Origin of the sequence: Winslowiella arboricola, assembly GCF_025527015.1 — a bacterium.
Classification (GTDB): domain Bacteria; phylum Pseudomonadota; class Gammaproteobacteria; order Enterobacterales; family Enterobacteriaceae; genus Erwinia; species Erwinia arboricola.
The window spans coordinates 1,104,206-1,117,823 of sequence record NZ_JAODIM010000043.1; the positions used below are offsets into that span (position 1 = coordinate 1,104,206).

The 13,618-nt window shown below is 52.5% G+C and carries 13 protein-coding genes; 7 read left to right on the plus strand and 6 right to left on the minus strand.

The features are described 5' to 3' along the window. Positions 1–140: 140 nt before the first annotated feature. Together hcr and hcp are read right to left on the minus strand one after the other, a co-directional pair. Positions 141–1,166 (minus strand): NADH oxidoreductase, encoded by a 1,026-nt coding sequence (hcr, locus tag N5923_RS22575; protein WP_267144555.1) that lies wholly within the window; start codon positions 1,164–1,166, stop codon positions 141–143. A 4-nt stretch (positions 1,167–1,170) separates the two neighbouring features. Further along, entirely contained in the window at positions 1,171–2,823 is a 1,653-nt protein-coding gene (gene hcp, locus N5923_RS22580; protein WP_267144554.1) for a hydroxylamine reductase, read from the minus strand. A gap of 228 nt (positions 2,824–3,051) precedes the next feature. On the opposite strand from hcp, the gene N5923_RS22585 reads away from it, so the two are divergent. Then, positions 3,052–4,074 (plus strand): GlxA family transcriptional regulator, encoded by a 1,023-nt coding sequence (locus tag N5923_RS22585; protein ID WP_267144553.1) that lies wholly within the window; start codon positions 3,052–3,054, stop codon positions 4,072–4,074. Positions 4,075–4,128: 54 nt separating this feature from the next. Here the strand turns inward: N5923_RS22585 and N5923_RS22590 are convergent, their stop codons facing one another. Both N5923_RS22590 and yddG read right to left on the minus strand, forming a co-directional pair. After that, positions 4,129–5,511 carry an MFS transporter gene (locus N5923_RS22590; RefSeq protein ID WP_267144552.1) on the minus strand — a complete coding sequence of 461 codons (1,383 nt, stop codon included), beginning with the start codon at positions 5,509–5,511 and terminating at the stop codon, positions 4,129–4,131. Between the two features lie 193 nt (positions 5,512–5,704). Next, positions 5,705–6,613 carry an aromatic amino acid DMT transporter YddG gene (gene yddG, locus N5923_RS22595; protein WP_267144551.1) on the minus strand — a complete coding sequence of 303 codons (909 nt, stop codon included), beginning with the start codon at positions 6,611–6,613 and terminating at the stop codon, positions 5,705–5,707. Between the two features lie 408 nt (positions 6,614–7,021). Between yddG and N5923_RS22600 the strand changes: the two genes are divergently transcribed. From N5923_RS22600 to N5923_RS22610, 3 genes are read left to right on the plus strand one after another with little or no spacing between them, the layout of a single operon-like run. Beyond that, positions 7,022–7,924 carry a dihydrodipicolinate synthase family protein gene (locus tag N5923_RS22600; RefSeq protein ID WP_267144550.1) on the plus strand — a complete coding sequence of 301 codons (903 nt, stop codon included), beginning with the start codon at positions 7,022–7,024 and terminating at the stop codon, positions 7,922–7,924. 10 nt (positions 7,925–7,934) lie between these two features. After that, positions 7,935–9,437: an aldehyde dehydrogenase gene (locus N5923_RS22605; RefSeq protein WP_267144549.1), complete on the plus strand. Its 1,503-nt coding sequence runs from the start codon at positions 7,935–7,937 to the stop codon at positions 9,435–9,437. Continuing rightward, positions 9,434–10,783, plus strand: coding sequence for an NAD(P)/FAD-dependent oxidoreductase (locus tag N5923_RS22610; RefSeq protein WP_267144548.1), 1,350 nt, complete (start codon positions 9,434–9,436; stop codon positions 10,781–10,783). The genes N5923_RS22605 and N5923_RS22610 overlap by 4 nt, the downstream gene beginning before the upstream one ends. Positions 10,784–11,277: 494 nt before the next feature. Here N5923_RS22610 and N5923_RS22615 read toward each other — a convergent pair whose 3' ends face one another. Together N5923_RS22615 and N5923_RS22620 are read right to left on the minus strand one after the other, a co-directional pair. Next, a complete protein-coding gene (locus N5923_RS22615; protein WP_267144547.1) occupies positions 11,278–11,826 on the minus strand; it encodes a DcrB/PsbP domain-containing protein in 549 nt (182 codons plus the stop codon). A gap of 267 nt (positions 11,827–12,093) precedes the next feature. Continuing rightward, positions 12,094–12,309: a hypothetical protein gene (locus tag N5923_RS22620; RefSeq protein WP_267144546.1), complete on the minus strand. Its 216-nt coding sequence runs from the start codon at positions 12,307–12,309 to the stop codon at positions 12,094–12,096. A gap of 261 nt (positions 12,310–12,570) precedes the next feature. Here N5923_RS22620 and ycgZ point away from each other — a divergent pair, with 261 nt between their 5' ends. From ycgZ to N5923_RS22635, 3 genes are all read left to right on the plus strand, one after another. Then, complete coding sequence (gene ycgZ / locus N5923_RS22625) at positions 12,571–12,816, plus strand: regulatory protein YcgZ (RefSeq protein ID WP_267144545.1); 246 nt, start codon at positions 12,571–12,573, stop codon at positions 12,814–12,816. A 124-nt stretch (positions 12,817–12,940) separates the two neighbouring features. Continuing rightward, complete coding sequence (locus N5923_RS22630; protein WP_267144544.1) at positions 12,941–13,234, plus strand: hypothetical protein; 294 nt, start codon at positions 12,941–12,943, stop codon at positions 13,232–13,234. 85 nt (positions 13,235–13,319) lie between these two features. Further along, positions 13,320–13,574 carry a biofilm/acid-resistance regulator YmgB/AriR gene (locus tag N5923_RS22635; RefSeq protein ID WP_267144543.1) on the plus strand — a complete coding sequence of 85 codons (255 nt, stop codon included), beginning with the start codon at positions 13,320–13,322 and terminating at the stop codon, positions 13,572–13,574. The last annotated feature ends 44 nt before the right edge of the window (positions 13,575–13,618 follow it).

Below are 13,618 nucleotides of genomic sequence, written 5' to 3' on the forward strand. Positions count from 1 at the left end.
TCCATTGATAATGATTATCGCCAATATAGAAGTCTGATTTGATTTTGCAATAATTATTACAATATTTTGTTTCATTTAGTGATAGTCAGCAACAAACACTGATCAATATAATTACATAATCACGGTACGCAGCCTCCCCATCAGGCCAGTGTCACATCACCGGTAAGCTGGCAGCTGCATGCCAGCACATAGCCCTGAGCCACCTCCTCTGTGCTCAGCGTCATACTGCTGCTGGTGGTGTATTTACCGGCCACAATACGTGTTTTGCAGCTGCCACAGACTCCGGCACGGCAGGCGACGGTCACTGGCAGCCGATGCAGCTCCATCGCCGCCAGCAGGGTCGAACCAACTGCCACCCGATAGTTTTCCAGCGGTGTCAGGCGCGTCAGCGTCAGCTGGCGATCCGCTGAAACTGGCGCCTCCTGCAGCTGAAAGCGTTCCTGAATGATATCTTGCGGCGCAACGCCCAGCGCCGACAGCCAGTTCTCGACCAGTGTCATCCAGGGCGCCGGGCCGCAAATCATTACCCGGCAGGCTCGGATATCCGTTACCTGATTTTGCAGCAAATCCTGACTGAGACGTCCGGCTATCTGGCCCGCCTGCGCAGCCTGCTCGACCAGCAGCGTCAGGCTAAACTGCGGCCAGCGCTCGGTAAGCTGCTGCCATTCTGCAGCAAAAATAATCTCCTGCGGGGTGCGCACGCAGTAAATCAGCTGCAGCGGCTGGCGCGGATGCTGCGCCAGCCGCTGCCGAACCATAGATATCATCGGTGTTACGCCACAACCGGCTGCCAGCAGCAGCAAAGGCCGCGAATCGTTTTGCGCATCAGCAACAAAGTCGCCCTGCGCTTCTGAGAGCCAGAGATAATCGCCGGGTTTTACCTGCTGTGTCAGCCAGCCGGAACCGACGCCATCGGCGATATGACGTACCGTCAGGGTAATAAAGCGGCTGCGCCCCGGTGTTGAGGAGAGGGTATAGGCGCGCTGAATATCACCGCTATCACCAATATTCACCAGTGCAAACTGGCCGGCACGGTAGTGATAGAGATCATGATTGATCAGCGATAATGTCCAGACTTCAGGGGTTTCACGCACCATCGAATACACCTGCATGCGGTGCGGACAAAGCGCTGAAGGCTGATCGGGAAACAGAGGAAAAGTAGTCATCAGGTTACTCCGGCAACATGGTTTGCAGATCCTGCTCAACCGAAGTGATCGCCCGCAGCCCGAATTGTTCCTGCAGGATCGCCAGCAGATTGTCAGTCAGGAAAGCCGGCGCGGTCGGCCCGGTAGCGATATTTTTTACGCCCAGCGCCAGTAACGTCAGCAGGATCACAATGGCTTTTTGCTCGAACCACGACAACACCAGACTCAGCGGTAAATCATTGACGCCACACCCCAGCTTCTCCGCCAGATTGACCGCTAACATAATCGCAGAGTAGGCATCATTACACTGACCCACATCCAGCAGGCGCGGCAGGCCTTCGATGGTGCCGAAATCCAGTTTATTAAAGCGGTATTTGCCACAAGCCAGCGTCATGATCAGGCAATCCTGCGGCACTGCGCACGCCAGATCGGTAAAGTAGCTGCGCTCACCGCGGCTGCCGTCGCAACCGCCAATCAGGAAGATATGGCGCAGCTTTTTGCTGGCAACCAGATCGATCACCGTATCGGCGGCGTTAAGCAATGTCTGACGACCGAATCCGACCGTAATCTGCTGCTCTATTTCGCTGTAACGGAAGCCTGCCAGCTGCCGCGCCTGAGCGATGATCGCGGTAAAATCGTCCCCTTCCAGATGCTGTACGCCCGGCCAGCCGACGATGCTGCGTGTCCAGATGCGGTCGCCGTAGTTGCCCACATTCGGGTCAATAATACAGTTGGAGGTCATCACCACCGGCCCAGGAAATCTGGCAAATTCAACCTGCTGATTTTGCCAGCCGCTGCCGTAATTACCGGCCAGATGCGGGTATTTCTTCAGCTGCGGATAACCGTGGGCGGGCAGCATTTCGCCATGGGTATAGATGTTAATTCCCGTACCTGCGGTCTGTTCCAGCAGCAGCTGCAAATCTTTCAGGTCGTGGCCTGAAATCAGGATCGCTTTACCCGCCTGCGGGCGGACATTCACCGATGTGGGTTGTGGATGGCCGTAAGCATCGGTCTCACCTTTATCCAGTATCGCCATCACGCCGAAATTCATTTTTCCGATTGCCATCGCGTTTGCCAGCAACTCACCCATCTCCTGCGGGCGCGCACCAAGCCAGGCCATCAACCGGTGATATTCGGCATAAATACTTCTGTCCGCCTGCCCCAGCACATAGGCATGCTCCATATAAGCCGCGGCGCCTTTCAGGCCGTAGAGACACAGCATGCGCAGGCCGTGGATATCGTCACCGATCTGCGCTTTATCACTGTTAAGTGCAAATTGCTGTGCCTGTTGTTGCAGCGCGCTGAGGTTATCGCTGACCAGCTGCAATGCCGCCAGCGGGTGGCCGGTGCTGGCTTCCGCATCGATCAGACGGCAACGAACCGCCAGCGATTCACGATGCAGAATCGCTTCACGGGCATAGTCGACAATCCGCGCGGAGTCGAAATTAACGTTGGTCAGCGTGGAGAAGAAGGCGCGCGGCGCAAAGCTGTCGATCACATCATCAACAATACCGTAACCCCGCGCGACCAGCGCCCAGGCGGATAAGCCCTGCAATGCAGCGACCAGCAAGTCCTGTAAATCAGAGGTTTCTGCGGTTTTGCCACACATTCCCTGCGCATAAGCGCAGCCATTGCCCGCCGGTGTACGGACGGTTTGCTCACATTGCACACAAAACATAGTCGGATCCCTTTATAAGTTGCATATTAAATGCATGTTTTAATGCAGCCTAAAACGGTTAGCTGCAGAAGTGAATGCGTTTATCTGACAAAGTGACGCCCGCTTGATTTAGCGCAAACTTTGGCAGGCGATCCCGGCGGTGGAAAAACCTCGTTTGATCACAACAATGAGGACGCAATTAACCTATAATTTTCAGTAACTCATTGAGCCTGATGGTAAAGATAAGAGATGATCGCTGAACAGTCCGCCGCCCCACCGCTGAAACCCGATCTGCGGGTGGGTTTTCTGCTGATGAACCATTTCACCCTGATCTCCGTGGCAGGGCTGGTTGAATCCCTGCGTTTCGCCGCAGATGAGTCTTTTTCCAGCCGACAGATCTTCTGTCAGTGGGACTGGATGACCTGTGACAACCAGCCGGTGACCGCCAGTTGCGGCATGAAGGTGTCACCCACCGCCCCCTTAAATCTGGAACTTAACTGGGATTATCTGGTACTGGCTGGCGGACTGCTGGAAGAGACGCGCAATCCGCCAGCCTGGCTGCTGGATGCGCTCAGGCAGATTCATGCCCGAAAAATTCCCATTATCACTTTATGCAGTGGCGCGTTTATCCTTGGCAATGCCGGGTTGCTGAATGGCAGACAGTGCGCCATCCATTTCACCACCCGCGACGAGTTCAGGCAGCGCTTTCCCCAGGTCACCACGGTGATTGATAAAAGCTATATCAATGACCGGGGGATTATTACCTGTCCCGGCGGCACGGCGATCGACCTCGCTGCCGACCTGATTCGCTGGCACTGCGGCGAGATCCGCGCGCAAAAAGGGCTAAAATATCTGTTAGTCGATGAAGAGAGCGGCAGAAAAACCGCGAAAAAAAATCGCGAGGCCAAAGCCAGCCAGGATGTTTACGAGAATGATTTGGTTCTGCGCGCCATCGGGTTTATGAAACATCACCTTGACTCACCGGTTGCCCTGACTGAGGTCGCCGAGTTTATTGGCGTTAATACGCGCCAGCTCAATCGTGCATTTATTCTTGGCACCAGCGAAACAGCATCTGCTTACTGGCGTAAACTGCGGCTGGATCATGCACGCAAGCTGATGTCCAACTCCAGTTACAGTATCAATGCCATCGCCAGCGCCAGCGGATTTGCCGATGCTTCGCATCTTATTACCTGGTTTCGTAAACAGTATGGTGAAACACCGTCCGCTTACCGCAAGCGCCGCCGCGATGTAGAGCGCCTGCTGAAATCCTGAAAAGCAAAGCGCTGCGCAGACATCGCCTGCGCAGCGCTTTTCAGTATGGCGGTGTCAGATGTGATGGCGTTCGGCGTCGACCACTTTTATCTGCTGGCCCGCATCTTCAGCCTCGGGTAAGGCTGATGCCTGATGCAGATCGAGGGAACGCGTTTCCGGCGCCATAAACCAGGCGGTCACCAGGCCAATCAGTGTAATGCCGGCGGCGATATACATCGTATGACCAATACCGATACTGCTCAGTGACAGCGGAACCAGCCAGGTGCCGATCGCCGCGCCGATGCGCGACAGCGATGTGCCAATACCCACCGCCGCCGCGCGGATTTCGGTCGGGAAGATCTCATTGGGGTAGACCAGCTGCAGCACCTGGGCACCGCCAATAAACAGCGCGTAAGCGCCGAACATCACTAAAGTCACCAGCGGCGATCCGTCGCGGAAAAAGCCGAGCATCAGTAACGCCAGACCGGACCACAGGAAGCTATGGATCAGTAAACTGCGGCGTCCAAGAGTATTGACCAGTCGGGTGGCAATCAGACAACCCACCACAAACAGCAGCGTAATGGTAACTGAACCATAGGAGGCCCAGCTGCCGCTCAGGTGCAATGCCTGCAATACTTTCGGCGCAAAAGCATACACGGCAAATACCGGAATAACCGAACAGGTCCAGAATATGCTGACAAAAATCATTCTTTTGCCATAGCCGGAATGCAGCAGATTGCCAAACGACAGTTTCACGCTGTGATTCTGTTCCGGCAAATTCTGCAGGCCAAATTCAGGGCCATAGACCTGTTTAATGGTGCGATCAGCCTCATCATGGCGGCCTTTACTCAGCAGCCAGCGCGGCGATTCCGGCGTGCCAATCCGCACGATAAACAGCAATGCGCCGATCACTGCGGTGCTGGCCAGCGCCAGCCGCCATGCATCGTCTCCGCCAGTAATCAGAATCGCTTCACCGATCAGATACGCGCTGGCCGCACCGGCGAACCACAGAATAGTCAGCGCTGCCAGCCGCGGTCCGCGGTATTTTTTCGGTAAAAATTCGACGAGGAATGAAGTGGCTACCGGATATTCAATCCCCACCGCCACGCCAATTAAAAAGCGTAATATAAACAGCGTGGTGCCGCTCTCTACCCAGTACTGGGCAATTGAGCAGACAATAAATAACACCGGCCCGACAAAATAGAGGATCCGCCTGCCGAGTTTATCGGTGAGTATACCGCCGATAAATCCGCCAAAGAAAATACCAATCAGCGCAGATGCCGCAATAATGCCCTCCCAGAAACTGGTTAAGCCAAGCGCCGGCGCAATCCTGGTCATTGAAATACCGATAATACTTAACACATAGCCATCGACAAATGATCCACCGCCAGAGCGCACGGTTAATATTTGATGGAATCGGCTGAGTGGTACGTCCTCGATGGAAACCGTATCAGACATATTAACTCCTGTCTTTTATTTTTAGGGTGCAGAGAAAATAGCGAGCACAACATACCACTGACAGCGCCAGTTAATATCCGCACTGACTGTTATATTTGCTATTTAACCTGTTTGAAAAATAATAAATATGATCTGTGTTATTAACCTTTATCGGAAGCGGGCAAAACGCATTGACGCCTGGCCCGATGATTGATTAAGCCTGTCGCGATAATTTTTCAACCTCAATGGTTCGTGTCGACCACCAGCAGATCAGTGAGCCAAGGCTGACCATCGCCGCCCCTTGCCAGAACGACAGTGTCAGCACTGAGCCAAGAATAAACGCCGCCAGCAGTGCCGAAATCACCGGAATAAAATAGGATGCGGTGGCCAGAACCGTGACATTGCCATGCAGAATACCGGTATTCCACGCGGCGTAGCCAAACCCCATCGCCGCCGCGGCCAGAATAAGATTCACGATAACAGGCAGACTGACCGCGAAAGCAGGCTGCGGTGCGGAGAGAAACTTTATCCACAGTGTTGCCGCCGTCAGCATAAAGAACAGCGTAATACCATTACTGCCACGGGCAATTCTTTTGGTGACAATACAGTAGACTGCCCATATTACCGCGCCGGTAAAGGCCAGCCCATAACTCAGGGGATTGGAGGTAATATTACTGGCAATTTCGTTAAACGAAAAACCATGACTGCCACCCAGCACCCGACAGATTCCGGCTATCGCCAGCAGTATGCCGGGAATAATGATAATGCTGGCCCGCTGGCGGTTAACCAGCACTGATAACAGAATCGTCATACCTGGCCACAGGTAATTCACCATACCCACTTCAATCGCCTGGGTGTTGTTGTCGGCATAGCCAAGCGACAGCGACAGACAGAGTTCATAGCAGACAAACAACAGGCTACCGATAACCAGATAGGCGCGCGGAAAGGTTTTTATTTTCGGGAAACCGACCGTAACCAGCAATAACGCCGAACTCAAGGTATAGATTAATGCAGCTCCGCCGACGGCGCCGAATCCCTCACTGACACTGCGGATTAATCCGACGATGGCGCTCCACAGCACAATGGCGATTAAACCGATCAGCGTTGCTTTTTTTTGTGTCATATCCCCTGCTACCTCTTGATTATGCCCTGAAATACTCACGCGATGATAAGTGGCGGGTGTTAATTAAAGGTTAAAACCACGCCATAGAATTAAGCCTATTCCGGCAAGCTGTAAATAGGCTGTGAGGGTAAATCCTGCTGATTTGTGATCCATTTAAAAAATATAATAGAAAATTATAACAGCATAAAAATTAACTCAACAACATGATTTATAACGGTAATTTTTTCACTCAATGTATAAATATACTATTTTACGGTATATGCATCTTATTTTCCGTTAAGGCAAAAAAAAACCTGCATTGACCCCTTTAATTTTTGCGTGCAAATATTTAACACCACCTGGCTGCCGACAGAAACGGCGAGCCGCTGCACTGCTGAATGGTTCTGAAAACTGATATCTGGAGAAACCGTGATTAAATTTGAAGGTATTTACACCCCTGCTGTTACCCCGTACGCCGCTGACGGACAGATTGACAAAAATAAGTTCGCTGAAGTGCTGGAATCGTTAATCGAAGCGCGTGTGCACGGCATTATTATTGGCGGTTCGACAGGGGAATATTATTCGCAGAGTGCAGAAGAGCGTTTCACGCTGGCGGCGTTAGCGCGCGAAGTGATCGGCAACCGTACACAGCTTATCGTTGGCACCGGCGCCACCCGCACGGAAGATGCCGTGGAATATGCCCGACATGCGAAACAGATTAAAGCGGACGCCATCCTGGTAACCTCACCGCCTTACGCCCTGCCGACGGAAACGGAAAATGCGCATCACGCGCTGACGGTGGATAAAGCCGCCGACCTGCCGATCATGCTTTACAACTACCCGGCGCGCATGGGTATCAGCATGGGCGAAACCTATTTCACTGCGGTCAGCCGTTCAGCCAATGTGGCGGCGATTAAAGAAAGTTCCGGCGATATGAACAACCTTCACCTGCTGGCGCTGAAATTCCCCCATATCGCCCTCTCCTGCGGCTGGGACGATCTGGCGTTAGAGTTCTTCGCCTGGGGTGCGCGCAGCTGGGTATGCGCCGGTTCCAACTTTATTCCACGTGAACATGTGGCGCTGTATCAGGCGGCAGTGGTTGAACAAGATTTTACGAAGGCGCGCAAAATTATGTCCGCACTGATGCCACTAATGAATTTCCTTGATGGCGGCAAGTTTGTGCAGTCAATCAAATTTGGCTGCGAGCTGCAGGGACTGCAAGTGGGTCCGGTGCGTTCGCCATTACTGCCAATGGATGAGGAAGAGCAGCAGACGCTGCAAAGCATTATCAAAGAGGTAAAACGCAACGTGGCTGCGGTGGCGGTTATTTAAGGAGATGGCGATGAATTCTATTTCAGACCACGCTGCGCTGGCGCGCAGCATGATTTTTCCGCATCACTCCTGGATTGACGGTGAAGATTACAGCGCACTCTCAGGCGCTACCTTTGATACCACGAATCCGGCCACTGGCGAGTTGCTGAGCCGCATCACGGCCTGCGACAACCGCGATGTGGATTATGCGGTAAGTAAAGCGCGCGCCGCTTTTGACGACGGACGCTGGCGTCTGCTGGCGCCTGCAGAGCGAAAAACGATTCTGCTGCGACTGGCGTCACTGCTGGAAGATAACAGCCATCCGCTGGCCGTAATGGAAAGTCTTGACAGCGGTAAACCGGTCGGTGAATGCCTGGCGGTGGATATTCCCGAGACTATTCATATTCTGCGCTGGCATGCAGAAACCATCGATAAGCTGTATGACCAGACAGCGCCCGCCGGCAATCAGGCAATGGCGATGATCATTCGCGAACCGGTGGGCGTCGTGGGCTGTGTTTTACCGTGGAATTTCCCGTTACTGATGCTGGCATGGAAAATAGGCCCGGCGTTAGCAGCGGGCTGCTCGGTGATTGTAAAACCGGCTGAACAGACCTCGCTGACCGCTCTGCGCGTTGCACAGCTGGCGACTGAAGCGGGCGTGCCCGCCGGGATCCTGAATATCGTGACCGGCACCGGCCGCGAGGTGGGTGAGCCGATAGGCCTGCATCCTGATATTGATATGGTCAGCTTTACCGGTTCCACCGCCACTGGCCGCCGTTTCCTGCGTTATGCGGCGGATTCCAATCTTAAACGCGTGGTGCTGGAGTGCGGCGGCAAAAACCCGGCGGTGGTGCTGGAGGACGCCGAAGATCTGGATAAGGTCGCAGGCCATATTCTGAATGGCGCGCTGTGGAATATGGGCGAAAACTGCTCTGCCACTTCACGCTTGCTGGTGCATTCCGGCGTGAAGGATAAATTACTTGCCGCTATCGCTGCACAAATCGGCGAGTGGAAGATGGGTGACCCGCTGGATCCTGCCAGCCGACTGGGTGCGCTAATTGGTAAGGCGCATTTTGACAAAGTTAACAGCTATCTGGCGCTGGCCAGAGCAGAAAACCTGACTATTCTGCATGGCGGCGACAGCGAACAAGGTGTCTGTATCCAGCCAACCATTATTGATGGCGTCAGCCGCGACAGCGCGATTTTTCAGGAAGAGATTTTTGGCCCGGTGCTGACCGTAACCCCCTTTGAAAGCATCGCTGAAGCCATCACGCTGGCAAATGATACGCCTTATGGCCTGGCCGCCGCGGTTTACAGCGGCAATCTGCGTAATGCGCTAAACGTGGCGAAAGCGATTCGCGCCGGCACCGTGACCGTTAACTGCTTTGGTGAAGGCGATGCCAGCACACCGTTCGGCGGCTACAAACAGTCCGGCTTTGGCGGACGCGACAAATCGGTATTCGCTCACGATCAGTACACCGAGCTGAAAACCATCTGGATTGACCTGTCAGCCCCTGATGAGGGCGCATTATGAGTCATCATATGATTAAGCGGTTGCCGGTCGACACCGGCCGGTCGGGCTGGGAAGCGATTTCGCAACGTAACACCCCCGTCCGTAGCCTGGATGGTGATATCAGCGCCGACTGGCTGATTATTGGCGGGGGTTTTGCCGGTCTGTCGGCAGCGCGCAGGCTGTCGCAGCTGCGACCGGGTGAGAAAATCGTGATAGTGGACGCGCGCGAGATTGCCACCGGCCCGGCGGGTCGCAACTCCGGCTTTATGATTGACGTACCGCACAGTCTCTCTTCCGGTGAGTACTCGGTTGCCGGTGAAGATGAGACCGCCTTTGAGATTGCGCAAAACCGCCTGGCAATCGACTTTGCCCGCTCGGCGGCGCAGGAATATGGCATGGCGGCCGGCACCTTTAATCCCTGTGGCAAGATCAATGCCTCTGCAACCGGTCGCGGGGTAAAATTAAACGCGAATTACGCGTTGTCACTGCAGCGTATCGGTGAATCATTTAAGCGGCTGGATGCTGCCGAAATGAAAGAGATCACCGGTTCAGACTATTTTCACGACGGACTGTATACGCCTGGCGCGGTATTAATTCAGCCCGCCCAATATATTCGCGATCTGGCGGCGGGATTACAGGATAAAACCGAACTGTACGAAAATACGCCGGTGGTGGAGCTTAATCGTAGCGGCCAGTACTGGCGTGCGCGCACGCCACGCGGCACCATCACCGCAACCAAAGTGATTCTCGGCGTAAACGGACATATCGAAGATTTCGGTCATTTCCGCGGACGGCTGATGCATGTCTTTACCTATGCTTCCATGACCCGGGGGTTCCGTCAGGATCAGTTTAATCACTTAGCAACCGGGCAGGAAAACTGGGCGCTGTTACCGGCCGATCCGATGGGCGCTACGCTGCGTAAAATCACCACCGACCACGGTGAGTCGCGGATCGTTATTCGCACCCGTTTCACCTACGATCCCGGTATCAAGGTATCAACACAACGGGTGGCATCGATTGCCGCAGAGCAGCGCCACTCAATGGAAGCACGCTATCCCCAGCTGAAGAATTTACCCTTTGAATACAGCTGGGCCGGCAGATTATGCCTGAGCGTCAATAGCGTGCCAGCTTTCGGTGAAATTGAGGAAAACCTCTATTCAGCCTGTTGTGAAAATGGGCTGGGAACCGTGAAAAGCACCCTTGCGGGCGTAATGGTGGCGGAGATGGCAACACAAACCGCTTCAGAGAGCTTACAGAAATATCAGACGCAGGCGCCCCCTGGACGTATTCCGCCGAATCCGTTTGCCTGGGTGGGAATAAACTCGGTCATTCGCTGGCAGGAATTTCGCGCCGGTCGCGAAGGGTAAGTCAGGCTTAAATCATAAAACGCTTTATCACCTAAAGGATGGAGTGATTAATTAATCACTTTTCGCCCTTTCGTGCAGATCCATCCTTTGCTTAAGTAAACCAATCTGAAAAATTAAGTGACTATGATAAATCAGCAACAACTTAATAAACGACTGCACTTTTATTTCTGTGCAATCATTGCCCTGAAGTTAGCCAGTCGCTACCAGGGTATTTATTTACCGTTAAAAAAGAATCAATTTCTGTTGTTGTGGCTGAATAAGGCGCAATGTAAAAAAACATTCAGCCCGGAACTGATTAACGAAATAAGATGGCTTAAAGAGAAGATTATCCAGCAGGGCATAAATATTGACGCTGAGCCGATGCTGCAAAATATCTGGTATCAGGGTCAATGTCTTCGCCGGTTGATGCCGTCATTAACCCGGTCAGTCTGAGCCGCGGGTGAGCGCTATTGACTCAGGATAGCAGCCAGACCATCCTGAGTTGTTACTGCGGATTATTTAGCCAGAATCTTATTGACCATCAGCTGATGCGCAGCTTTATTGCTGACGCCAGAAAAGATCTGGATAACGGTGAATTTGTGGTCGGCAACCGCCAGCAGAGTGGTCTGAATCACATGGCTGTCACCCTGAATATCAGTGGCTTCAATATGGTAAACATCCAGCCCTTTAACCTTCTCAGTCTTTTCGCTAATCACCTTATAATCAGGCGAAACCTGCTTTTGTTTATCCCTGATATCCTTCATGCCTTCCAGGAAATCAGCATCGCTGCCACCACGCGCAACCGCCGGCACCGGCTCTTCGCCAATAATCAGTACGCGTTTGTCCTGCTTGTTAACGTACATTTTACCCGGCGCCCCGCCCGGAACAGGCTGCACTTCATAACCCTGGAGATCAAAAGCAAATTTGCCGTTAAGCAGCGAGATCTTTTGCACTGCGGGTGCACTGGCAGCAGGCGTCGCAGTCTGAGCCGCAACCGCCATAGTGCTGGCACCACATAAAGTTGCAACCAGGCTCAGCATGCCCAGTGTCTTTTTAATTGCCATAATAACGCTATCTCCATTTTTAACAGAATTGTCAATTATCCACGATGTCGACAAGAAAGATCTGATTATTTATTCAGATGGTAAATACAGAGTCCCACACCCGGTAAAAACAGGATTATTGACCAGTAAGCGACAGGAATAAAAAAGCCGAAGCCATTCCAGGCTATCATCCGCACTATCCTTGAATTTACCCATACTGAGTTTAAAAGCCGGTGGTTAAAATACCTTTTTTCGCCGGTGAGACCAGGCGTAAACCGATCACGGCCCTCAGTTGTTGTCTTTTGCGGCATTTTGCGTCACGTAGTGTCTGGCCAGCAGATAGATATTTTTCAGCCGCTCACTGGAGGTCTGCGCACCCTTGAGCTGTAACGCCAGAATAATGTTGCGCACTTCAAGCGCCTGCCCGGTTTTAATCAGGTCAAACACCGCATTACCGATTACTGCACAAATTTCTTTATGGTCTTCTTTATATCTGTCGGGCACTTCACCTCCTTTCTGTGGCGATATACCCAGTATAACAGCTGTCAGAAATTTGCCAGTCGCGACGCCCTGAGACGTCCACAATTCGGAACAAGTTGACTAATTGCATAAGAATTCAGCTTTTCAGCTAAGTGAATAGCACTTTTTGCCAAAAAAAACCTTCGCAGGCACAGCAATATTCTGTACATGTTTTTGGAAACTGTATAACTTGATCCCCGGGAATTATTGGGCACATATTAATCTTTCACCGCTGAGGGCAGTGACATGCATCAGGATGGATATAACACTAAAACAGATCAAGATATCGCCCACTATTTTAACGAGGCCACGCTGCCGTCTCAGCAGGAGACGCTGGGGCAGATTGTTGTGGAGATCCTGCGTTCGGGTAAAAGTATCAATCGTAAGGCGATTTGCGCCAAATTGCTGACCCGCCTCGAGCTGTCCAGTAGTAAGGAGCAGGAAAAGCACTATCAGCAACTGATTGGCATGTTGTTTGGACGCAGAGACTAAGTCATACGTTTTTATGCTAACCAGATATCTGGTATTTCTTTTACCCCTGACTGGACTGCACAGCCCGTTGAAGTCTCTGCCTCCTGCCCACTGCAGGATGCATTACTGATTCAGAGAAGCTGTTATGACCAGAAGTGACGAAGAAAAACTAATCGATATTATGATGGGTGAAGCGGTGCTGGCGCTGATAAATGCAGGCGGAGCAATCAACAACGCTTCGCTGATCAAGCAACTGCAGACCATGGCGAAACAGGAGAGTGACCCTGCCAGGTGCCGGGCCTGTAAGCGCGCCATACATGAAGTGATCGGTAATATGCCGGAAAATCGTAAGCGGGTGACGCAGAAGATTCGTGACACCGACAATGTGGTGCATATTTTCACCAACGAAGGGCCAGCTGACGGCTCGAGAAAACACTGAGCAGTCCCGGTAATTCTCTTCTATGCTTTACCCGAAAAATAGTGCCAGCTATTCAGCTGCCAGACCCATTTAAGAGGATACAACCATGCAGGAGTTGTCGACGGAATCTCAGCTTTCTCAATATTTGAGTGAAGCCGGTGAGATTTATGCGTCCGAAGCAGAAGTTATCGGCGCCGTCATTAAGGAGATCGTTGCTTCCGGCAACCATGTCACCCATAAAGGTATTATTCTGAAGCTGATTGAAAAACTTGAAACCACCGCCGATGTGGTTACTCAGGATATTTACCGCCTTGCGCTTGAACTGATTGTCAGCCGCACACCCGATGATCCTGACTACTAGCCTGCATCCTCCATGCTGACCAGAGATCCCTCTGGTCAGCTCAC